Genomic DNA, 24,085 nt, shown 5'->3' with positions numbered 1-24,085 from the left:
GAGATAAATTGTATTGTGGGGAGTAGGGGTTGGGCATCCTGCCCGCCCATAAAAGGCTGATTAACATTTATGATGGATAATGATATGAATGCTGTTTTTGACGATCGCACTCGCTGGCAATTCTGGATCGATCGCGGCGGTACTTTTACCGATATTGTCGCCAACAGCCCCGACGGTAAATTAGTCATTCACAAGCTGCTGTCGGAAAACCCAGAACGCTACACCGACGCGGCAGTCCAAGGAATTCGCGATATTTTGAGAATTCCCGCCGACGCAGCTATACCCGCCGCCGAAATTGAAGCGATTAAAATGGGGACGACGGTAGCGACAAATGCTTTGCTGGAACGAAAGGGCGATCGCACAATTCTGTTAATTACTAAAGGTTTCGGCGATGCGCTGAGAATTGGCTATCAAAACCGCCCGAATATTTTCGCGCGTCACATTGTTTTGCCCCAGATGCTGTACGATCGAGTTATTGAAGTTGCCGAACGCTACAGCGCTCAAGGTGAGGAGTTAAGTGGTGTGAATCCTGAATTCATCCCGTGTTTGCAGCAAGCCTACGATGAGGGAATTCGCAGTTGTGCGATCGTATTCATGCACGGCTACCGCTACTCGGAACACGAAAAACAAGTTGCTAAAATAGCGAAAGAAATTGGCTTTACTCAAATTTCAGTATCTCACGAAGTTAGCCCGCTGATGAAATTAGTTTCGCGGGGAGATACTGCGGTTGTCGATGCTTATTTATCTCCGATTTTACGGCGTTATGTCGAACAAGTAACCAGTCAATTATCTCCTGTAGGGGCGGTGCCCCCGTGCCCGCCCTCCCCGTGCCCGCCACCCAAATTAATGTTTATGCAATCGAATGGCGGCTTAGTGGACGCGGCACAATTTCAAGGAAAAAACAGTATTTTATCCGGGCCTGCTGGAGGAATTGTCGGTGCAGTTCAAACCAGCAAAAAAGCAGGTTTCGATAAAATTATTACCTTTGATATGGGCGGAACTTCGACAGATGTCGCCCATTTTAACGGGGAATATGAACGCGAATTTGAGACGGAAATTGCCGGGGTGAGATTGCGATCGCCCGTGATGGCAATTCATACTGTAGCAGCCGGTGGCGGTTCAATTGTATTTTTTGACGGGGCGCGCTACCGCGTCGGGCCTGAGTCTGCGGGGGCGAATCCTGGGCCTGCTTGCTATCGCAAAGGCGGCCCTTTGACGGTGACTGATTGTAATGTGATGTTGGGGAAAATTCAACCGGATTTTTTCCCGAAGGTGTTTGGATTGGATGGAGATTTGCCGATCGCCACTGAGGTAGTCAAGCAAAAATTCGTGCAGTTAGCGGGTCAAATTGGGGGCGAGAAGACACCGGAACAGGTGGCGGAGGGTTTTTTGGCGATCGCCGTGGAAAAGATGGCTAATGCGGTGAAAAAAATCTCGCTTCAGCGCGGTTATGATGTTTCTGAGTATACCTTGTGCTGTTTCGGCGGCGCGGGCGGCCAACACGCTTGTGCGATCGCCGATTGTTTGGGCATGAAACGGGTGTTTATTCACCCCTATGCGGGGGTGTTATCCGCCTACGGTATGGGTTTGGCTGATGTGCGGGCTATTCGCGAAAGGGCGATCGAGGAATTATTAACTGGTGAATTAATTGGTGATTTACAGGATATTTTAGCGCAATTGGAGGCGGAGGGAAAGAGGGAATTGAACCGCAGAGGCGCAGAGGGCGCAGAGGGAGAGAAAGAGGTTTTGGTTGTGAGGAAGCTTCATCTAAAATATCAGGGAAGTGATTCGGTTTTGATGGTGAATTTTGCGGGACATCTTGAGGAGATGCAGGCTGAGTTTGAAGCATTACACCGACAGCGATACAGTTTTATTATGCCGGAAAAATCGCTGATTGTCGAAGCGGTTTCGCTGGAAGTTGTAGAAACCATGAATGTGCCGGATGAATCGATAGTTGCTAATTCTCGTGATGCGGAATTGATCGCCCAGCAGCCAATCTCTACCGTGCAAATGTATGTTGCTGGCGAGTGGCGGGAAACGCCTGTTTATCGGAGGGAAGATTTGCGATCGGGCGACTGCATTACCGGCCCGGCGATGATTGTCGAAGCAACTGGAACTAATATCATAGAATCCGGTTGGAAAGGCAAAATTACCCAAAATAATGACTTAATTTTGAACCGCAGATCCACGGAGATAGACGCAGATCGCATCCGCGTTAACACCCATTCATCTGCGGTTAAATCAGATCCAGTTTTGCTGGAAATTTTTAATAACTTATTTCGGGCGATCGCCGAACAAATGGGCGTTACATTACAAAACACAAGTTCCTCAGTCAACATCAAAGAACGCCTCGACTTTTCCTGTGCAATCTTCGACAAAAACGGGCAATTAGTTGCCAACGCGCCGCACATTCCCGTGCATCTAGGGTCAATGAGCGAAAGCGTAGAAGCTTTAATTTTAGCACAAATTCATACAATTAAGCCTGGGGATGTTTATGTTTCTAATAATCCTTATAATGGCGGCACTCATTTACCAGATATCACCGTAATTACTCCAGTATTTGACAATTCTTACTCCCTTCCTTTGTTTTATGTGGCGTCGCGGGGACACCACGCAGACATCGGCGGCATCACTCCCGGTTCTATGCCTCCGAATAGTAAGATAGTAACTGAAGAAGGCGTATTGCTGGACAATTTACAGCTAGTAAGCGAGGGAAATTTTCGAGAGTCAGAATTACTAGAAATTCTCACAGCGGGAGATTTTCCTGTTCGCAATCCCGCCCAAAACATCGCCGATTTGCAAGCTCAAGTTGCTGCAAATAATCGCGGTGTAGCAGAACTTCTAAAGATGGTTGAACATTACGGCTTAGAAACGGTACAAGCTTATATGGGCTTCGTGCAAGATAATGCTGAAGAATCGGTGCGGCGCGTAATTGAGGTTTTGAAAGATGGCGAGTTTACTTATCCGATGGATAGTGGCGGAAAAATTCAAGTAGCTATTACAATTAACAAGTCGGCGCGCAGTGCGAAAATAGATTTTACTGGCACATCTTCTCAGCAATTTAATAATTTTAATGCTCCCGCTGCGGTGTGTAAAGCGGCTGTGTTGTATGTTTTTCGCACCTTGGTAGATGACGATATTCCTCTGAATGCGGGCTGTTTGAAACCTCTGGAAATCATTAATCCTGCAGGCTGTATGCTGAATCCGCGCTATCCGGCGGCGGTGGTGGCGGGAAATGTGGAAACGTCGCAGAATATCACGGATGCTTTGTATTGTGCACTGGGGGCGATCGCATCTTCCCAGGGCACTATGAATAATTTCACCTTTGGAAATAAGCGCTATCAATATTATGAAACAATTTGTGGCGGTTCGGGTGCTGGTGCAAGTTTTGACGGTACTGATGCGGTGCAAACTCACATGACTAATTCGCGTTTAACCGATCCAGAAGTATTAGAATGGCGGTTTCCGGTGTTGTTAGAAAGTTTTGCAATCCGGGCTAATAGCGGCGGGAATGGATGTCATCGCGGGGGTAATGGAGTGGTGCGGCGAGTGCGGTTTTTGGAGGCGATGACGGCGGGAATTTTATCGGGGCGGCGGGTGATTTCTCCCTGCGGTTTGCACGGGGGTGAGGCGGGGAAAGTTGGGCGGAATTATGTTGAGAGATTTGATGGAAATGTTGAGGAGTTGGGAAGTACGGCGAGTGTGGAAATGCGATCGGGGGATGTGTTTGTCATTGAGACTCCGGGTGGTGGAGGTTATGGTGGTTGCAGGGAAAATTAAAATAGGATTACATTTTTTAATGTAAACAGATTTCTTTTTTATGCTACGCTCTATTTAGAAAATAAATTACAAATACAATTTATAATAGCACTGGTGTAAAAAATGGAAGGCGATCAACTATCTCTACCTCTATTTCCACAAAATTCAAATGAGTCAGAAAATTACTTTACTCGAAAACGGTTATGGTCAGCATCTAAGCATCGGATAATGCTAAGGTATATTCAGTGTTTTTGTTACAATCTTGGTGGTCAAAAAGCTTATCAATCAGAGCATCTAAATTATGTCGATGGGTTCGCAGGAGTAGGAAAATATACAGAAGGAATAGGAATTGAAGACTTTGTAAATAATTCAAATTTTTGGTCGAAATATAAACATGAATTTGAAAATACTGATGGTTCACCATTAATAGCTCTCAAATGTGCGAAACTCTTCAGGCAAGAAAATCGTGTAAACTTAAGATGTTTATTTATAGAATCTAATCGTAATTTCAATAGAAAGCTTCATGAGCATTGTGAACGTTTAGCAGAAAAATTGTCATATAAAATCTATAATCCACAAACATTTGAAGTTGCTTTGCCTGAGCTAATGAAAGACTTGCAAAACTATCCTACATTATTTTTTCTTGATACCTTTGCTGTTAAAGGAATGAGTTTCGATAATATATGCGAAATAGGAAACTATGTCAGCCAGTATAAGGGCGAACTGTTTTTACTTTTTCACAATATACACGTAGCTCGTAATGCTGGGCAGTACAAAACTACCTATGCTAATTCTAAAGAACAACAAACTGCCGAGACTTATATAAAAAATTTGACAAAACTTCTAGGTGTTAATTCTGATATAGATTGGAAACCAAAGTGGCTGGAACTAAAAAGTGAGCCTCAAAAATTTGAAAGGTGGGCGCTGGAATACTTCAAAGAAAGAATGAGAAAAGAAGGCGGTTTTAGAGGTGTAACTAGCTTTGAAATTAAGGAGACTTATAATGATGTCAGACCTCAATACAGTATTGTAGTTGGCAGCAATCATCCAGAAAAAGCATTTGGTTCTTTTCTGAACGATTTTGTTTGTGACGAAGATAAACTCTTATTTTTTCAAGATAATTATCAAGGAATTGAAAAATTTCTTGATAAAGAATGGGAAGCAGAACAGAAAAGACGCATCGCTATAATTAAAACACAATCTATCCAAATTTTGCGTGAATTCAAATCAGAATGGAAATCTTTTGAAGATGTAATTACTCATATTATTTTAAAATTGAATGATTTGGGTTGTTTAAAAAGAACTCAGTATTACAACGATATTCTAGGTTCACTGTATCAAGAAGGGATGTTAGAGATACAAAAACCTGGTTCCAAAAAGCCTTACACACTAAATAGTTTGTTAAAGATAGTAGAATAATATGATTATTAAATTTTAGTTGTAATAATTGCTCCTCTGTTACTAGCATTTATTCATCTTCGATCATCTAAGCAATTTTTGTCTCTGTTTATTCTCAGCTTTTGGCATCTCATCCCAAATTTTATCATCGAGAAGTCTCCCAGCAGCTTTAGGTGTTCTACCTCCCCATTGCTTGAAGAAAAACGCGACTCCAGCCTCCTGACACTGATCCCTAATACTTTGCGCCCATTCTACCTGCATCGGACGGTGTTTTTGTCCAGATTCTCCGCCAACTATTACCCAATGAATGCCTTTTAAATCAAGCTCCAAAGCACCTAAAAGCGGTTCGCATGATAGGAATCTGACTTTTGCAGGTACTTGTCGCAAACAGTCAATCCTGTTAACGTAGTTTTGATTTTCAACAGAAACTCCCATCCAAATATTATCAGACCATTCAAGTTGAGGGGCTAACTCTACTAAACGTTTATCTCGCTTGGTAAGGATTTGATAAATGTGGTGAGGAGTTTCACGCATTACATCAAAGACTTGTTTCAAAAAATCAAGAGAAATATCTTCATGGAACAAATCGCTCATTGAATTAACAAAGATACGACTGGGCTTTCGCCAACCTCTAGGTTCGTTCAAACGCTTGGGGTGTTCTTGAAAAGTAAACCCATTAGGAAAATTAGTATGGAAACGCTTTGTTAATGCTTCTGCATAACAATGAGTGCAGCCGGGACTGACTTTATCGCAGCCAGTTGTGGGATTCCATGTGCGATCGCACCATTCGATACCAGTATTAATGCTAGACATACAAGAATCTTACCCTTGAAACAATAAATTATCTTTTGATGTGCGGTGGATACATAAAGTTTATATGTATCAATTTAGATTGATGCAGCATCGCCTACAACTCTATTATATAATTAATTTGACGTAAATATCAACAAGTTTTAAGCAGTTGCATGAACTGTAGATCGTAGTGTAGAATCATGCTGCACCAGCATTTATTCCCAAAACCTTTCCAGAACAATTGTGCAAACACCTGTTTTTTCAGAACTCAACCATCCTGTGGTTAAATCCCTGTTCCATCACAGCGATCAGGAATTATTGACCCTGTTCCAAAACCATCCCGATCAGGGTAGGTTCTTCACTGCAATTTTTTGCCGCTACGCTCAAATTGTACACTCCCTGATTCGCCATTCGGTGCGATCGCCCGTACAAGGCGATTACCTGTTCGCCCACACTTGGCTGCACATCTATCACGAACTGCGAGGCCTCGACTTGCGCCGCGAGATCCAAGAGTCTGATGGCGGAAATCTCAGTCTCCAAAACTGGCTGATTAATGTCACCGCTGTCTGCATAAATCAAGCTGAATTGCCCCCTGTTGAGTCGATTCACTACTCTTTGCAATCGGCTCCGCCTCCCCTGTGGTGTTACGTCAAACAAGCCTTGGAATTGTTAGCGCCGCTGCCGCGTTTAGTGGTGCTGATGGCTCAGACTTTCCGCTGGAGCGAAACTAGAATTGCAGCTTATTTGCAAGCAGAAGGCGAAGCTATTTCCCCCGCTCAGGTAAAGGCTTTGCTGCAAAAAGGATATCAAAGTTTAGAATCCAACTTGCCGGAGGATATTCGGGCTATTTATCTAGATGAAAATCTCGATTATCAAGAAGCACTTGTCTAGATATACACGATATAAATCCGCCCTTTCTAGTTGTAAGGGCGGGTTTTACCCGAAATATTTGCTAGGACTAAAAGCATCGTAAACCCGCCCTTTAGCGAGGAATAAGAAAAAAATGGCTGTTTATCAAGTTCGGTTGGTGAATGAGGATCTCGCGCTCGATCGCACGATCGCAGTACCAGACGACCAGTATATCTTAGATATGGCAGAAGATGCCGGCATCCGCTTGCCGAATGGATGCAAGCAAGGAGAGTGTTCTGCTTGCGTTGTCAAACTGCTGAGCGGTGAAATCGATCAAAGCGAACAAAAGTTTTTGAAGCCGTCAGAATTGCAAGCTGGCTATGCTGTTACTTGTGTGGCTTACCCGCTTTCTGACTGCACTTTGTTAACTCATCAAGAACAAGTTTTATATCAAACCGCTCTTTATTTTAAGTAATAGGAAATCAGTTTTTTACCATTTTTTCTTCTAGCCTCGCTGGGCGCGTAATTTGTTTGTAGAAAAGCGAATTATATTCGCCGATCAAATCGTTATCAAAGTAGATTGGGTATGGTGTAAGGTGCGTGACTCTCCAGCATCTCGCTGACACTTGAGTGGCTAGAAAGTCACGCACCCTAACGAGTATAGATAAACCCGCCCTTATTAATTTAGCAACTGTAGAATCCGCTTCAGTGGAATTTCCGCCCAATCCAAGCGGTAATTGAGTTCGTATGCCAGTTCGGCAACCGCTTTTTCCAAAATGTAAGCATCCAGCAAAACTTGTAGTTCCGGTATAGATTTGGGCAAGAAACTTGCATCGGCTGCTGTTACCAAATAGCTGTTAAGAAAAGTGAGGCTGACCCAGCGGTGCCAAACGTTCGCCCACTGCTGCATCTCCGGGAGATTTTCAGGGCGAATCATGCCACTTTCTACTTCATTGCGGAGTGCCAAAGTAACAGCGTAACTCAAAGATTGCAGCATTCCCGCAACATCTCGCAGCGGCGACCTCTTCATCCGCCGCTCGCTTAAGGGTCGATCGCGTTCTCCTCCGAAATCAATAATTACGAAGTCTTTACCTGTATAAAGAACTTGCCCGAAATGAAAGTCCCCGTGACAGCGAATTCTATCGGCCGTGATTCTCAAGTTCAAAATAGACTTGAAACGTTCCATGAGCAAATCTTCGCGGTTGAGGAGCTTTTGCGCCGATTTTTGTATTTCTGGCGGCAGTTTGGACAGTCGTTTTTTTAGATCCAGCAAAGTTCTTCCGGCCAGGTTTCTCATGTGTTGATAGATGGAACGCTGGTAAAAGGAGGTGAAGTTTTCTGGGGCAAAAGCGGGATTTTCTGTGTCAGAAGCTAAAGCGAGATGAAGTTCGGCTGTCCGCTTACCTAAAAGTTCGGCTGATGCTAAGTAAGAGCCGATCAGTTCGCGAGCTAATGGCGGAATTTCTAGGGATAAATCCGCTACTAGCGAGTTTGGCTGCCGCTGGGTTTGTCCGGTCAAAGCGTTCGGCAAATAATTTTCCGGGGCAGTAGATAAATTCTCGCTAGAATGCTTTGCTTCTACTGTCATTACTTGCTCGAAATAGTCGCGCAGTGTGTCTAATGTATAAGACCAAGCATCTACGCTGTCGGGGATTAATTTTTGTAGGATTCCGACTGTAAGGACTTGTTTGGCTGGTGTGTGATATTCCAATGCTCCGGCAATTGGAGCGTAGTGTTGGATCGAGTTGCGCTCTGTTAAAAAGCGTCCGATTTCTAATTCGGGGTTGATTCCTTCCTCGACTTTTCGCAATATTTTCAGGACGAAGCGGTCGCCGTAACCTGCGGATGTATTGCTTTGTTCTTTTTTGAACAGGTGAGGGTCGAGCTGCGATAAATCTTGTTCTGAGTTGAATGAACTGTCGGCAATTCCTACCAGTTGACCTCCAGCACCTCTGTAACTGCGAGAATTGGCGATCGCCCCCAGCAGCGCGCTCAGAAAACCTTTGTCCCCTGCAGCATCAAATAGTACCCCGACTTCCTTTTTGGTTTCTGGGAAGTGCAGGCGCGCGATCGCCCGATCGTCCACATCGCTTTTTATCTCTTCCCAACCTAAAGGCAAAACGTAAGTTTCCGGCATACCTTCAGTATAATTCAACAGCAAAAACAGAATGTAAACTTGAGTTTCCTCCCCCGCACTATCTTTACATTCAACAGGCACAACCTCACTTATTTCTAATGATTGAATTGTCCTGTCTGTACCGCTAAACCAGCGATTGCGCCGCAGGTATCCCGGCAAAAGATTAAGCAGCATATCGCTTAACTGAGTTGTAGCAAAAGCAGTTTTCCAATTGCCTATCACCGCCAAAGTAGGCAAGTCTGTGGGAACACCGTGCAGCGAAAACTCTTCGTGTTTAGCACTAAGAGTAAACCAGTAAAACGTGTGAGGGCTCAAGCTCAAAAAGTAAGGATGCTCGCCAACCGCCGGAAACTCAGTGCGGCCGAAAATCTCCTCTGGAACAGCACCTTTAAAGGGCGAAAGGTCTAATTCTGCCGTCTGCACGAAGCGCGACAAATTAGCCACTACGAGGATGTGTTCGTCTTGATAAGTGCGTACAAAAGCTAAAACTTTGCGGTTTTCCGGGTACAGAAACTCGCAAGTTCCGCGGCCGAATGCTTGGAACCGCTGCCGAATTGCAATCAGGCGTTTCATCCACCACCAAAGAGAACTCGGATTCGCCCGCTGCGCGTCCACGTTAATAGATTCGTAGTGATATTCTGGGTCAACAATTGGCGGTGCGTAAAGCCGCTGGGGGTTAGCACGGCTGAAACCGGCATTGCGATCGCCACTCCACTGCATCGGAGTTCTCACCCCGTTGCGATCGCCCAAATAGATATTGTCTCCCATGCCAATTTCATCGCCGTAGTAAAGCACCGGCGTACCCGGAAGAGACAGCAGCAAAGCATTCATCAACTCGATGCGGCGGCGGTTATTTCCCATCAGCGGAGCCAAGCGGCGGCGGATACCCAAATTAATTCTTGCCTGAGTGTCTTGAGCGTAAACCCGATACATATAATCTCGGTCTTCATCACTCACCATTTCCAGCGTCAATTCATCGTGATTCCGCAAAAATAAAGCCCACTGACAATTATTGGGAATATGTGGAGTTTGCTGGAGAATGTCGCTAATTGGGAAGCTATCTTCCATGTGCAAAGCCATAAATAAACGCGGCATCAGCGGAAAATGAAAGTTCATGTGACATTCATCGCCAGCAGCGTAATATTCAACCGCATCCTCCGGCCACTGATTCGCCTCAGCAAGCAGCATCCGGTTCGGGAATTTCTCATCTACGTGCTGCCGCAATTGCTTCAGGAATACGTGAGTTTCTGGCAGGTTTTCGCAGTTAGTACCTTCGCGCTCGTACAGGTAAGGCACCGCATCCATGCGAAGTCCGTCTACTCCCAGTGCCAACCAGAAATCTACCACATCTAAGATGGCTTGGCGGACGGCCGGATTGTCGTAATTCAAATCAGGTTGGTGGGAATAAAAACGGTGCCAGTAATAAGCTTTTGCTACCGCATCCCAAGCCCAATTAGATGTTTCAAAATCTTGGAAAATAATTCGAGCATCTTGATATTTTTCCGGCGTGTCGCTCCAGACATAAAAATCTCTTTCGTTACTGCCTTTTGGGGCGCGGCGCGATCGCTGAAACCAAGCGTGCTGGTCGGAAGTGTGGTTGACAATTAACTCAATAATGACTCGAATTCCCCGCTGGTGCGCGGCTTCTAAAAGGTCTTTAAAATCCTCTAATGTGCCGTAAATCGGGTTGACGGTAGTATAGTGAGATGTATCGTAGCCGTCGTCTCGGAGCGGCGAGGGAAAAAATGGCAGTACCCAAATTGCTGTTACTCCCAAGTTTTGCAGGTAATCCAGTTTTTCTGTCAGTCCTCTAAAGTCGCCTATCCCGTCTGCATTGCTGTCGGCAAAAGCCCGAACTGGTACTTCGTAAATAATCGCGTCTTTGAACCACAACGGGTCGTCATTTAACATTGAGTTGGGCATGATTTGTAGCGATAATTGGTCATTGGTAATTTGTACTTAAAATTTGGTGATTGGGATTTGTTAGTTCCCATCCAAACTGATAAATCATAACTCATAATTTTGCCGCAATTCCTCATACGAGCGGCAGAGTTTTAATCGTAATTTATTAACGCAAAACTTATAATTTCTTAACGATTAAAAATCCACAATCTGTTTTGCTATTTCGGATACAGTTCACAATCCGGGTACTGTGCTATCTACCGATGCGCGGTAGTGCCCACCCTACATACTCTCGCTCTGTCTCCTTCTTCCCCTCTCCCGGTTCCGTCAATGCGGTATTTACTACCTGCCGGACGGTTGCCACGACATTACAGTACCTTGACGTTGATTACTAATTTTCGTTACATTAGTTTACATAAAGCAACAAAAGTTAAGGAAAAAGCAAATATGGCTATTGTAATCGCTCTTTTAATCGTCGGTTGGGTCGCGGCCTCAGTAATTGGCACTCAAGCATATTTCCTCGGGGAACAGTCAAAGCCCATCCACGAGCGGAATTGGAACGATGAATCTTTTGAAAAATTGGCTGTAGCAATCACAGCAACAGAGATGGATTACAGCGTTCGCGTTCCTGCCTACAGCATGGATGCCTATGGTAGCCGCACCATGTCTAATTCTTGACATATTTCACCATTTTTAATAACAGGCAGGATGCCTGATCCACAAGAAAATTGATTGTTTGTGGAACAGGCATCTTGCCTGTTCCTAACTATTCGGCAACTACAAACTGTTACCTATCAGCGCGGGGAGAGAGTCTTTTTTGCGAAATTGCAAAGTGTTATTTTCACAGTCGATCGCAATTGTATCGCCCTCCACAAACGCATTTTCCAGAATCTTGTTAGCCAGCGGGTTTTCCAGCTCCCGCTGGATGGCGCGTTTCAAGGGACGAGCGCCGTAAACCGGGTCGTAACCGACATCTGTGATATGGTTTTTCGCCGCATCCGACAGTTCCAAAGTAATTTTTTGCTCGGCCAACAAACGCTCGATCCGCTTCACTTGAATGGTGACGATTTGTCGCAATTCGATCTTGCTCAAAGTGTGGAACAAAATGATCTCGTCCACCCGATTGAGAAATTCGGGGCGAAAGTGCGATCGCAAAGCAGTCATCACCCGTTTTAACATTTGGTCGTACTCTTCGTCTGTCTCCCGTTCTTGAGTCAAGGATTTTTCATTGTCAGACTTGTTTTCAGACTTACTTTCAATCTTACTTTCCGTCTTACCTTCACTGTCAACATCGACTCGCTGGGCTGACACCTCGACAGTACCATCATCAGCAACTTTATAATCTGTCTTGGGAATTGATACCTCCTTCGGTTCCTGCTTCCGGCTAGCAGGTTTTTTGACGGTTTTTTCCTTCTTAGTAAACACGTCTAAAATGTGGTCGCTGCCGATATTGCTAGTCATCACAATTACGGTATTTCTAAAGTCAACCACTCGACCTTGAGAATCGGTAATTCTGCCGTCATCCAACACTTGCAGCAAAATGTTAAATACGTCCGGGTGCGCTTTTTCCACTTCGTCAAACAGCACTACCGAATAAGGATGTCTCCGCACTGCTTCCGAAAGTTGTCCCCCTTCATCGTAACCGACATATCCGGGGGGTGCTCCTACCAACCGAGAAACGCTGTGTTTCTCCATGTATTCCGACATATCGATGCGGACGATCGCATCATCGCTGTCAAACAAAAACTCCGCCAACGCCCGCGCTAACTCTGTTTTTCCGACGCCTGTCGGGCCCATAAACAAGAAAGAGCCGATCGGTCTCCCCGGATCTTTCATCCCCGCCCTAGCGCGCCGGATTGCCGCCGCCACGGCTGTTACAGCTTCCTCTTGACCGATGACTTTTTGGTGCAAGTGTTTTTCCAATTGCAGCAATTTTTGGCGTTCGGACTCTAACAACCGGTTAACCGGAATGCCCGTCCATTTAGCGACAATTTCCGCAATATCGCCCTCAGTAACTTTTTCGCGCAGCAGGGAAGAACCTTGAGCTTGCTGTTTCAAAAGTTCCGCTTCTTTGGCTTCGCGATCGCGCACCGCAGTTTCCAACTTGCCGTACTTTAACTGTGCGGCTTTATTCAAATCGTAAGCCCTTTCTGCTTGTTCAATTTGCACTCGCAATTGGTCTTCTTCTGCTTTCAATTTATTGATTGCATCCAACAACTGCTTTTCGCCCAACCACTGAGAGGACAATTTTTCCTGCTTGACTTTTAAAATGTCAATCTCAGAGGTGATGCGTTCGACGCGGAAGCCGAGCCCAGGGGCGAGAGCACCTTTTCCTTCCCCTTCGATCGACAATTTTTCCATTTCCAACTGCATCACCCGGCGGTCGATGCCTTCTAATTCCACAGGTTTAGAGGTAATCTCCATTTTCAAGTGGGCGGCCGCTTCATCTACGAGGTCGATCGCCTTGTCCGGCAAAAATCGATCGGAAATATAGCGAAAAGACAAAGTTGCAGCAGCTACCAGGGCCGAATCAGTAATTTTTACCCCGTGGTGGCGTTCGTAACGGTCTTTCAATCCGCGCAAAATCGAAACAGTATCTTCAACGCTGGGCTCGCCGACAAATACTTGTTGAAATCGGCGTTCCAGTGCAGGATCTTTTTCAATATTCTTGCGGAATTCATCAAGAGTTGTAGCGCCGATGCAGCGCAATTCGCCTCTGGCCAACATTGGTTTTAACAAATTTCCCGCATCCATTCCCGAACCGGAACTGCCACCGCCGCCGGTGCCGACAACGGTGTGCAATTCGTCAATAAATAGGACAATTTGCCCGTCGGAATCGATGACTTCCCGCAGAACAGACCGCAATCGTTCTTCAAATTCGCCCCGGAATTTTGCCCCAGCAATTAAACTGCCCATGTCGAGGCTAAATAGCTGGCGATTTTTCAAAGATTCCGGTACGTCGCCGTTGACAATTCGCTGGGCTAAACCTTCGGCGATCGCAGTTTTTCCGACTCCGGGATCGCCAATTAACACCGGATTGTTTTTTTGCCGACGGGAAAGAACTTGTACCACGCGGCGGATTTCCTCGTCGCGGCCGATTACTGGGTCGAGTTTGCCGGCTTTGGCGGCTTCTGTCAAATCGCGGCCGTATTTGCTGAGGGCGTCGGAGTTAGCTTCGCCATCTTGATCTTGGGCTTTAGCGTTGCGGAGGCTGCTTTTCGCGGTTTCGGAATTTTTTTCTTGGGTTTTAGCAGTGGCGCGGAAAGATTTGATGGCTTCTTCGAGTTTTGGTCGATCGAGCGTACCGGCTGGAGGTTTGCGATCGTAACCGGGCCGGCCAGGCGGGCCGTCGCCTTTTGTCAGCAACCTGCGGCCGACTCGTTCGTCTTCTACTAAGCCAATTAATAAATGTTCAACCGCGATAAAATTATCTTGCCAAGTCGCTCTGGTGGCCTCGGCAACATCTAACATCACTTCTAAGCCGCGACCGAGGTATAGTTGGTCAGCGTTGGCAACTCTGGGCTGTCGTTTGGCAAAAGCATCTAACAGTTGGGCCAAGCGGGTGACATCTACCCCAGCCAAGCTGAGAATGGTGTTTGCTGTCGCAAGCTGTTCGAGAATGGCGATCGCTAAATGTTCAACCTCTAGCTGCTGATTGGCAAAGCGGCGGGCTACATCCTGGGATTTGACAATGGCTTCCCAGGCTTGATCTGTAAATTTGCTAGGGTCTGTTGGCTGCACGTTGGTTCCTCGCAATCAAGGGGATGCCTGTTGTTATCAGTTAATACATCGTCTCATAACCATCATAATCTTTAAACAGGATTATGAATTTATGAGTGCGGTTAACTAAGGCGGAAGTTATAACCTAATTGACCTCTTGCAAAAGCTTACAGTCCGCAATCCGCCCCGAAATTTGGTGCGTTCAGACCGACTCTGGCCATTCCCTTCGGGATAGGTTGGCTGGCCGTACTTATAAAAATATTGCCCGAAACAAGATTTTTTATCGGCTGAGATTTATGCTATTTCCCACTTACCAATTTCTAGTTTTTTTCCTAATTGTTTTTAGCGCGATCGTCTCTGTGAAACCCCAAGTCGGTTTGTATAAAATTGTCTTGTTAGTTTCCAGTTTATTATTTTATTCCTTTTGGAGTTTTGACTTTCTCTTGCTGCTCGTTTTAGCTACGGCTTTCAATTATATCATTCTCCGGGCTGTCTGCAACAGCACATATAAAAAACTTGCTTTAATCTGGGGCATAATTTTCAACATTGCCAATCTCGGCATCTTTAAATATTGCAACTTCTTTGTAACTTCTTTATTTGAGGTATTGAACCAGCTACAAATTCCAGCCAACTTTCCAGTTTTGCAAATAATCGCCCCCGTCGGCGTGTCTTTCTACACTTTTAGAATGATTTCTCATTTAATCGACTGCTACCAGCAAAAAATCCCCTGTCCAAAATTTATAGACTATGCCGCCTACATTACCTACTTTCCGCAAATTGCCTCCGGGCCAATCTCGCGAGCTCGCGAATTTTACTTGCAGCTAAATTCACCGAGAAAATACGACTATCAAATTGAAGAAGTTATAGTTTTGATTTTGTCTGGACTATTCAAAAAATATACTTTAGCCAGCTTTTTGTTTAACTTCACTGACTTGCCATTCAAAGTCCCCCAGCAGTACAGCAGCATCGATTTAATCCTCGCGGCAATTTCATATTCCTGTTTAATTTACGTAGATTTCAGCGGCTATTCAGATTTAGCCAACGGCATCTCCTGTTTGCTGGGTTTTAAACCCATTGCCAACTTTAATATGCCATACCGATCGCTCAGCTTGCAAGAATTTTGGAAAAGGTGGCACATCAGTCTTTCCGAGTGGTTGAGGGATTACGTTTATTTTCCCTTTGGCGGCAACAAATACGGCAAGTTGAGGAAGTACGTAAATTTACTGATGACAATGGCGATCGGCGGATTTTGGCACGGCGCAGGTTTAAACTTTATTTTCTGGGGAGCCATTCACGGTTTAGGATTAATTGTCAACCATTTATGTAAAGATATCCCCCAAGCTATCCACTTTAAATTAAACTACGCCTTTCCCAGATTTGCTAAATTTTTCAGTTGGTTGTTAACATTTAGTTTTGTTACTTGTAGCTGGGTATTTTTCGGCACTCCCAACTGGGAAACAGCGATGAGTTTTTTTCAAGGAATTTTCCATCCTGCCGTCGCAACTTTTCAATTTAACTTTTGGCAATTGTATTTAGTAATTGCAGTCATCGGCGCGATGAACTTGTGGGGCGATCGCATCTCCCAACTATTGCAAACCGTATTGTCATTAAAAAACATTTTCTTTCGGGTTGTCTTAGTTTCGCTGCTCATGTATACTATTTTGATGTTGGGGCCGAGTACCGTTCCGCCTTTTATTTACTTTAATTTCTAAGAAATATGAAAGACCGGGAAATTTTGCTAATTGTTACTTCTGTAATTCTCACTTTAATATTTTCCAACTTATCATTATTTCTAAAAAGCTTTGCTTCAACTCCTTTCGCCAGTCCCGAAATCAAACAAGCCGCAGGCAATATAGAAATAAACGGTTTGCGAAAATACGAACAAGATTTTTGGAGCAAAATTAAAGATATTAACTTCGATAGCCTCCCCAAAGAACCAGAAATTCCTCCTGTCAAAACCGAAATAAAAGTGGCTGTTGAACCCCCAAAGCCTGCTAATTCTAAAAAACCAACCCCAGCTAAAAAACCAACCCCAGCTAAACCCAAACTTACCATACCTTATCGCAAATTTTTATTTATTGGAGATTCCGTAATGTTCGACTTAGGAATTCAACTCCAGTACACTCTTAAGAAAAAATACAATATCGCCGATACGAAAATAGACTACAAGGTTTCGACCGGATTAAATCGGATAGATTATTATGACTGGTATGCCAGAACTCGCCAAATTCTTAATAATTACCAGCCGGATGTAGTGATAGTTTTGTTCGGAGCCAATGACCCTCAAAATATCACAGATTTTCAAGGAAAAGCCTGGGCTGTTCTGAGCAAAGAATGGCAAAAAGCTTATCAAGAAAGAGTTGAAAAATATGCCAAGTTACTGGATTCGTCATCCGTGAGAAAAGTGTATTGGATCGGTCAATCCATACCTAAGAAATCTTTGTATGTCAAAGCTTTTCCCATTATGAACGATATTTATAAAAATGCCAGCAATTCTTCAGCCAAACTCGAATTTATTTCTACTTGGGACACTTTTGCAAATGCCGGAAAATTTGTTCCTATAGTTGCTGACAAATCCGGGAAGCGAGGATATGTCAAAGCTAATGATGGCGTGCACTTTACTTCCCACGGTGCTAGAATTATCGGCGATTTAATTGCTGACAAAATGGTCGCGGACAAAATCTTAAAATCTCCCCCATCTCCCAAATCTCCCAAAAAGAAACCCTAAACTTTAATAATTGGTTCCCATTGGGAGTCAGAAACCGGGTTTCTTCACCAAGTCTCGATGAGGATGCCAAAATTATCGCAGAAACCCGGTTTCTTTCTAGTCGCGTGAGTCAGAAACCGGGTTTCTTCACCAAGTTTCGATGGATGCCAAAATTATCGCAGAAACCCGGTTTTTTTCTAGTCGCGTGGATTTTCCAATTGAACTAATTCCACTTTATATCCATCTGGATCTTGCACAAAAGCGATGACAGTTGAACCGTGCTTCATTGGGCCGGGTTCCCGAATAACTTTACCGCTGCGGGCTTTAATTTCTTCGCAAGTACCGTAAATGTCGTCAACGCCGATCGCAATATGACCGTAAGCATCCCCCAAATTGTACTCTGCGACGCCCCAGTTATATGTTAATTCCAAAACAGTAGTGTCTGATTCGTCGCCGTAGCCAACAAAAGCCAGAGTAAATTTACCGTCTGGATACTCTTTTTGTCGCAGCAATTTCATGCCCAGAACCTCGGTGTAAAATTTGAGGGATTCTTCCAGGTTGCCGACTCGGAGCATCGTGTGTAATAGTTGCATTTAGCTCACTCCAAATTTTTTAAGCTTCCTCAATTTTAGCGATATCTTGCTGGAAAAAACCGCATCGGCAAAGTTTACCTGGTTTTAGCTTGCTTTTTACTGAACAAAAACCACCACAGTTCTAAACCAATTAATGTCAATCCCCCTGCTGTTACGCCAATTTTTAAACTTAACGGCTGTTCAATGCTGCGGAATTGATTCGTTGAAGTAGGATGCTGGACGGACTGTTCGGAAGCTTGAACTCCCGATGCCATTCCCATCACAAGTCCTAAACTCGCGAGAATTCCCAAAATTTGACGATGGTGTAGCATTTTTCTAATTCCTCCAAATTTAGGCAATAGATTTTGGGTTAAAATTCCGCAATCGCAAAGCATTAGTAACTACAGATACTGAACTGAAAGCCATTGCTGCACCAGCGATAATTGGATTTAGCAGCCAGCCAAACATGGGGAACAAAATGCCCGCCGCGATCGGTATTCCAGCGATGTTGTAAATAAACGCAAAAAACAGATTTTCGCGGATGTTCCGCATGGTGGCCCGCGAAAGTTGAATTGCTGTAACTATGCCTTGCAAATCTCCTGAAATTAAGGTAATGTCGCTGGCTGCGATCGCCACATCTGTACCGGTACCGATCGCAATTCCCACATCTGCTAAGGCCAAAGCCGGCGCGTCGTTAATCCCGTCTCCCACCATCGCGACAATCTTGCCTTCCCCTTGCAGCGCTTGGATTTTAGCTGCTTTTTGGTCTGGTCTAACTTCGGCAAAAACGCGAGTAATGCCCACGGATTGGGCGATCGACTCCGCAGTCGCGCGATTATCCCCAGTCAGCATCGCCACCTCCAAACCGAGTTTTTGCAGCGCTTTCACCGCCTGCGCTGACGACGGTTTGAGGGCATCAGCAATGCCCATAATTGCCTCAATTTTGCCCTCTACAGCCATCCAAACCACCGTTTTGCTCGAAACTTCCAAAGCTCTCGCCCGCAGTTCCAGATATTCAGTATCGCAGCCCATTTCCTGCATCCATCGGAGGGTTCCCAGGGCGATCGACTTTCCGCCTACAACCCCTCGAACACCACTCCCGGCGATCGCCTCAAAATCCTTAACATCCGTCAAATTAACCTCTTGAGATTGAGCGTACCTCACAACAGCTTCCCCCAAAGGATGCTCGGAATTTCGCTCGACAGACGCCGCCAATTGCAGCAACTTTAACTCATTGCTGTTCGCCGTTCCTTTAATTGTCACAAAATCAGTTACCGTCGGCTTGCCTTCTGTGAGAGTTCCAGTTTTATCTAACACGATAATTTGGATTTTATGAGCCAATTCTAAACTCTCGGCTCCTTTAATTAAAATCCCATTTTCTGCACCTTTCCCAGTTCCCACCATCACAGCAGTCGGAGTCGCCAAACCCAAAGCACAGGGACAGGCAATAATCAGCACTTCCACCATTGTCACTGTGGCTAGAGTGAAGTTTCCCGTCGCGTTAAACCAGATAATAAAAGTAGCTAAAGCGACGGCAATTACTACAGGAACAAACCAACCAGTCACTTGGTCGGCTAACTTTTGGATCGGTGCTTTTGACCCCTGTGCGTCCTGCACCATCTTGACAATTTGAGCTAAAAATGTCTCATGGCCAACTCTTGTCGCCCGAAACTTGAAACTGCCAGTTTTGTTAATTGTGGCTCCGATAACTTCGTTGCCAAGCTGCTTTTTAACGGGCAAACTTTCTCCCGTAACCATTGCTTCGTCTACTGTGGAAGAGCCTTCAATAACATCTCCATCTACGGGGATTTGCTCTCCCGGCCGCACCTGCACGACATCGCCAATTTCCACTTGGGCGATCGGCACTTCCAACTCTTCCCCGTTGCGAATTATCCGAGCAGTTTTTGCTTGCAAACCCATGAGTTTGCGAATGGCTTCGGAAGTCTCTCCCTTCGCGCGATTTTCTAGGGTTTTCCCCAACAAAATTAAGGCGACAACGCTAGCGGCAACTTCGTAGTAAACGCCAGAATTTAAACCTTTGGCGGTGAATAAACCGGGGGAAAATGTCACAAATACAGAATAAAAGTAAGCAGCACTCGTACCCAAGGCAATCAGGGTATCCATTGTCGCCACCCGCCGTTTTAGGGATTTCCAAGCTCCCACATAAAACGATTTCCCGCACCAAAATTGTACGGGTGAGGTCAGGACTAATTGCAGCCAATAATTGTGCAGCCACGCGGGAATAAATGGCAGGTGCAAGCCGGTCATCGCTGGAATAGCGCCCACAACTAGCAGGATGCTGATGATACCTGCTGTCCAGAGTTTCCGCTGCAAGGTTTGAGATTCAGATTTGCGATCGGCTTTTTCTGCATCATCCTCTGCCGCCGCCATTTCTTGCAGCGGCAAAGCTTCGTATCCCGCCGCATCAACAGCCGATTGAATTGTTGCTAAGTTGGTTTGCTTAGAGTCGTATTGGATAGCTGCTTGTTCCATTCCAAAATTGACACTGCACTCAATTACGCCGGGAACAGATTGGATTGCTTCTTCAATAGAAGAAGCACAAGAAGCACAACTCATGCCCCGCAATTTAAGTGTGAGATTGTCCATAAATGCCCTCCTAAGTTCGACAATTTCCTTGCAACTATCAACTGTCAACTGTCAACTGTCAACTGTCAACTGACTGGATAGCCAGCAGATGCGATCGCATCCCTAACATCACTTTCCGATTTAGCGGTTTGAACAGTGACCAATTTTGTCTTGACATCCGCCTCAACAGTGGCGGCTGAGTCAATGGCTTGGACTGCTTTGGTTATTGTATTCACACAAGCCGAACAAGCCATTTTGGGAACTTTTAGCTGTAGAGTCATAATTTGAACCTCAGCAGAAACTACTCTGCTCAATCAATGAATTAACTTTATTATATAGTCTCCAGTTAGCAGGAGAGTCAAGTCGATTTGAGATTTGAGATTCTAGATTTTAGATTTTTGTAAATTTCATCCTAATTTCATCTCTATGTGACAATGTGAATATAAATGGCAATTTTAAGGATAAAAAATCTATGAAATCAATTTCATTAAAAACAGGCTTTGCAGCGCTGACATTGACCGCCACAGCCGTTTTAACCAGTGGACTGCTTGCAGCTTGTTCAAAAGCTCCTACAAGCCAAACTCAAGCACCAAATGTTGCCTCAGCAACTGAAGCAAACAACAAGCAAGACGTGGCACAAGGCGGCATGGGTGGCATGAATCACGGCATGAATCATAATATGTCAATGGATTTAGGCCCGGCCGATGCCAACTACGATTTGCGATTTATTGATGGCATGACAGTACACCATCAAGGCGCTGTAAACATGGCGAAAGAGGTACTTAATAAATCCAAACGCCCGGAAATGAAAAAAATAGCAAATGAGATGATTGCCGCTCAGAACCGCGAAATCAATCAAATGAAAGAGTGGCGAAAAGCTTGGTATGCCAAAGCCGACAATACACCAATGGCTTATCACGCTCAAATGGGTCACATGATGGCAATGACTCCCGAACAAATGCAAAGCATGATGATGAGCATGGATTTAGGCGCTGCTGACGACCAATTTGACTTGCGTTTTCTCAATGCGATGATTCCCCACCACGAAGGAGCTTTGGTGATGGCTGAAGATGCTTTGAAAAAGTCAAAAAGGCCGGAAATGAAGAAATTATCTGAAGAGATTCTGACTTCACAAAAGCAAGAAATTCAGCCAATGAAAGAGTGGCGCAAAGCTTGGTACAAACAGTAGTAAATGGTTGGATTCATTAATCCCAAAATCTGTAGGGGCGGGTTCACAAACAATATGTAATTCCCACAAATGATCTTGATAAACCCGCCCTCACTCACACCACAGATAACCTAAATCAACCTTGATTTGTATCAAATGCAAAAAATGTACATGGTGATCGATCGTTTGGTGGGGGCGGGTTTTTGAGATTGTCGATTATTGGCCAATACAGTTCACTTAAGACAGATGCCCCCTAACCCCCCTTAAAAAAGGGGGAACAAGAAAGCTCTTAAAGTCCCCCTTCTTAAGGGGGATTTAGGGGGATATCCGGGGCATAAATAGTGTTAAGTGAACTGTATTGGATTATTGGCAGGTATTGTTGGTGAACCCGCCCCTACAGAAACAATGTTTATTTAACCGATTTCATCCTGATTTCATATTTATCTGCAAAAGTGATATATGAGTTCAGATTCGCCCCTACTCAATCATGCCCCCAATAAAGCTCTGCCGAATTTCTGGGTTAATTATCACCCTTGCATTCTTCACATCTCCCGCCGCAGTTTTTGCCCACGCTGGCCACGGAAATGAATTTCACCAAAGCGGCGAAACAACTCAAACTCCTGCTGCTATTTCTGTCGATGCCGAAACAGCAAAACGGTTAGGAATTAAAGTCTCCCCAGCGGCTCGCCAGCGACTAGATATCGGCATCAAAACTACGGGACAAATTGAAACTTTGCCCAACCAAAAGGTAGAAGTAACTGCTCCGGTTGCTGGTAAAGTGGTAGAGTTGCTAGTTAAGCCTGGGGACAAAGTATCAAAAAATCAACCGGTTGCTGTTTTGTCTAGTTCAGAATTAGGACAGTTGCGGGTTGAATCTCTCTCGAAACGAGCAGAAGCTGAGGCGGATTTGCAGCAAGCGCAAGGCGATTTGAAACTAGCTACAGAAAATTACGATCGCCAAATTCAAATATCCGCAGCGGAAATCGCCCAAGCCAAAACTCAACTAACAGCAGTAACTAAGCAGTACCAGCGAGAGCAAGAATTAGTAAATAAGCGTTCAGTTGTCAAAGTTGCTAAAGAAAATTATCAGCGTCAAGTTGAAATAGCGCAAGCAGAAATAGCGCGAGCAGAAACTGAATTAACGGTGGCTAAAGAACAGTTCGATCGCGATCGAGAGTTAGTTGCATCAGGTGCGATCGCGCGGCGTACAATGCTAGAGTCGCAAGCACACTTCGCCGAAGCAAAAGCCACTGTTGCGAAGGCAAAAAGCCGCCCCGAAGTTATCAAAGCGGAAACCGAAATCAAACAAGCCGAAGTAGACCTGCCAATGCGGGAATTGCGCGATTCTCAAGGCAGAGCAGCAGAAGCAAAAGCTCAACTTACCAAGGCTTTGAGCCGCCGGGAAGCGTTGGAAGCCGAGAACCAAGTCAAACGCGCCAAAACTGCCGTGGAAGTCGCTCAGTCGCGGATTCGCTTGGCTGATGCAGCCTATCAAGCGCGGCTCCAACAATTAGGAACTATTGCCAATGACAAAGGATTTGTTACTATTATCGCTCCGATTTCTGGCACGGTAGCCGATCGCGAAATCACCCCAGGAGAGTCCGTAAGCGCTGAAAAACCGTTGATGACTCTCTTAAATGACAGCAGCGTTTTTGCCACAGCTAATATTTACGAAAAAGACCTGAATCAGGTAAAACAGGGCCAGGAAGTCAGGGTGAAAGTTGCTAATTTGGGCGATCGGACTTTCAAGGGAAAAATTACCATAATTGGCTCATCCGTGCAAGGAGAAACGCGGGTAGTGCCAGTCAAAGCAGAACTAGATAATAGTCAGGGCGAATTAAAGCCGGGACAGTTTGCGGAATTGGAGATTTTAACCGACAAAAATGTTACCAATGTTTTAGCAATTCCGATCGCAGCGGTAGTGGATGTTAGCGGTAAAAAAACAGTTTACGTTAAAAATGGCGATGCTTATCAAGCGGTTGAAGTTGAACTCGGTCAAACAGCCGGAGATTTAGTTGAAATTAAGAGCGGTTTATTCGAGGGAGATTTGATTGTAACACAGCGCGCACCTCAACTTTACGCACAATCGTTGCGAGGCGGTAGCAATCCGTCAACAAGCGAGGAAAAGAAAGAGGCAACTCCCAAAGCAACAGAGGTTAATTTTAATAATTTACCCGTGCCTTTGTGGGCGGGAATCGGGGGAGGATTGGCGATCGCATCTCTGACTTTTGCAGCCGGCGTGTTGTGGGGAAATCGGCGCAAATTGCCAGCAATAGCAGCGGATTCTGGAAACAATAATTTTTCGGTTTCTGCACCGACATTAAACGCGAGTACAGTAGATGAATTGTCACTGCGGGATGACAACCATCGCGTTAAAAGTCAGGAGACAGAAGCCAAGAGCTTAAACTAAAAATTTTGGTATCGGCTCAATAAGTAGGGGAAGGAGTTATTCTAATTGCCAAGACAAACCCAAGGGATGAAGAGAAGATTTTTCG

At 45.0% G+C, this 24,085-nt stretch carries 16 protein-coding genes; 9 read left to right on the top strand and 7 right to left on the bottom strand.

Annotated elements, in window-relative coordinates:
- Positions 1-84: 84 nt before the first annotated feature.
- Positions 85-3,780, top strand: coding sequence for a hydantoinase B/oxoprolinase family protein (locus QUA44_RS01335; RefSeq protein WP_333247941.1), 3,696 nt, complete (start codon positions 85-87; stop codon positions 3,778-3,780).
- 102 nt (positions 3,781-3,882) lie between these two features.
- The gene (gene tcmP, locus QUA44_RS01330; RefSeq protein ID WP_333114860.1) at positions 3,883-5,178 is read left to right on the top strand and encodes a three-Cys-motif partner protein TcmP; all 1,296 of its coding nucleotides are present in this window, start codon (positions 3,883-3,885) and stop codon (positions 5,176-5,178) included.
- A gap of 63 nt (positions 5,179-5,241) precedes the next feature.
- Here tcmP and QUA44_RS01325 read toward each other — a convergent pair whose 3' ends face one another.
- Entirely contained in the window at positions 5,242-5,970 is a 729-nt protein-coding gene (locus tag QUA44_RS01325) for a phage Gp37/Gp68 family protein (protein WP_333247903.1), read from the bottom strand.
- A 222-nt stretch (positions 5,971-6,192) separates the two neighbouring features.
- On the opposite strand from QUA44_RS01325, the gene QUA44_RS01320 reads away from it, so the two are divergent.
- A complete protein-coding gene (locus QUA44_RS01320) occupies positions 6,193-6,840 on the top strand; it encodes a sigma-70 family RNA polymerase sigma factor (RefSeq protein ID WP_333247905.1) in 648 nt (215 codons plus the stop codon).
- 112 nt (positions 6,841-6,952) lie between these two features.
- Positions 6,953-7,273: a 2Fe-2S iron-sulfur cluster-binding protein gene (locus QUA44_RS01315; RefSeq protein WP_333247907.1), complete on the top strand. Its 321-nt coding sequence runs from the start codon at positions 6,953-6,955 to the stop codon at positions 7,271-7,273.
- A gap of 204 nt (positions 7,274-7,477) precedes the next feature.
- On the opposite strand, the gene treS is transcribed toward QUA44_RS01315, so the two are convergent.
- A complete protein-coding gene (treS, locus tag QUA44_RS01310; RefSeq protein ID WP_333247909.1) occupies positions 7,478-10,858 on the bottom strand; it encodes a maltose alpha-D-glucosyltransferase in 3,381 nt (1,126 codons plus the stop codon).
- 426 nt (positions 10,859-11,284) lie between these two features.
- On the opposite strand from treS, the gene QUA44_RS01305 reads away from it, so the two are divergent.
- Positions 11,285-11,515: a photosystem II protein, Psb35-related gene (locus QUA44_RS01305; RefSeq protein ID WP_333214038.1), complete on the top strand. Its 231-nt coding sequence runs from the start codon at positions 11,285-11,287 to the stop codon at positions 11,513-11,515.
- A 99-nt stretch (positions 11,516-11,614) separates the two neighbouring features.
- Here QUA44_RS01305 and QUA44_RS01300 read toward each other — a convergent pair whose 3' ends face one another.
- The gene (locus tag QUA44_RS01300; RefSeq protein ID WP_333247911.1) at positions 11,615-14,578 is read right to left on the bottom strand and encodes an AAA family ATPase; all 2,964 of its coding nucleotides are present in this window, start codon (positions 14,576-14,578) and stop codon (positions 11,615-11,617) included.
- A gap of 275 nt (positions 14,579-14,853) precedes the next feature.
- Here QUA44_RS01300 and QUA44_RS01295 point away from each other — a divergent pair, with 275 nt between their 5' ends.
- Both QUA44_RS01295 and QUA44_RS01290 read left to right on the top strand, forming a co-directional pair.
- Positions 14,854-16,269: an MBOAT family O-acyltransferase gene (locus QUA44_RS01295; protein ID WP_333247913.1), complete on the top strand. Its 1,416-nt coding sequence runs from the start codon at positions 14,854-14,856 to the stop codon at positions 16,267-16,269.
- Between the two features lie 5 nt (positions 16,270-16,274).
- Positions 16,275-17,285, top strand: coding sequence for a DUF459 domain-containing protein (locus QUA44_RS01290; protein WP_333247915.1), 1,011 nt, complete (start codon positions 16,275-16,277; stop codon positions 17,283-17,285).
- Positions 17,286-17,461: 176 nt separating this feature from the next.
- Here QUA44_RS01290 and gloA read toward each other — a convergent pair whose 3' ends face one another.
- The 4 genes from gloA to QUA44_RS01270 form a co-directional block, all read right to left on the bottom strand.
- Positions 17,462-17,857, bottom strand: a complete 396-nt coding sequence (gloA, locus tag QUA44_RS01285) for a lactoylglutathione lyase (protein ID WP_333247917.1) — start codon at positions 17,855-17,857, stop codon at positions 17,462-17,464.
- Between the two features lie 74 nt (positions 17,858-17,931).
- The gene (locus QUA44_RS01280; RefSeq protein ID WP_333247919.1) at positions 17,932-18,168 is read right to left on the bottom strand and encodes a hypothetical protein; all 237 of its coding nucleotides are present in this window, start codon (positions 18,166-18,168) and stop codon (positions 17,932-17,934) included.
- A 19-nt stretch (positions 18,169-18,187) separates the two neighbouring features.
- A complete protein-coding gene (locus tag QUA44_RS01275) occupies positions 18,188-20,443 on the bottom strand; it encodes a heavy metal translocating P-type ATPase (protein WP_333247921.1) in 2,256 nt (751 codons plus the stop codon).
- A gap of 65 nt (positions 20,444-20,508) precedes the next feature.
- On the bottom strand, positions 20,509-20,703 hold the full coding sequence (locus QUA44_RS01270; RefSeq protein WP_106150165.1) for a heavy-metal-associated domain-containing protein: 195 nt from the start codon (positions 20,701-20,703) through the stop codon (positions 20,509-20,511).
- 191 nt (positions 20,704-20,894) lie between these two features.
- Here QUA44_RS01270 and QUA44_RS01265 point away from each other — a divergent pair, with 191 nt between their 5' ends.
- Positions 20,895-21,611, top strand: a complete 717-nt coding sequence (locus tag QUA44_RS01265) for a DUF305 domain-containing protein (protein WP_333247923.1) — start codon at positions 20,895-20,897, stop codon at positions 21,609-21,611.
- A 466-nt stretch (positions 21,612-22,077) separates the two neighbouring features.
- Entirely contained in the window at positions 22,078-24,000 is a 1,923-nt protein-coding gene (locus QUA44_RS01260) for an efflux RND transporter periplasmic adaptor subunit (protein ID WP_333247925.1), read from the top strand.
- The last annotated feature ends 85 nt before the right edge of the window (positions 24,001-24,085 follow it).

The sequence above is a fragment of the Microcoleus sp. N9_A2 genome (assembly GCF_036701775.1).
Classification (GTDB): Bacteria; Cyanobacteriota; Cyanobacteriia; order Cyanobacteriales; family Microcoleaceae; genus Microcoleus.
Note: the sequence above shows the minus strand (reverse complement) of the source record. Positions and strands in the feature narration are given on the sequence as shown.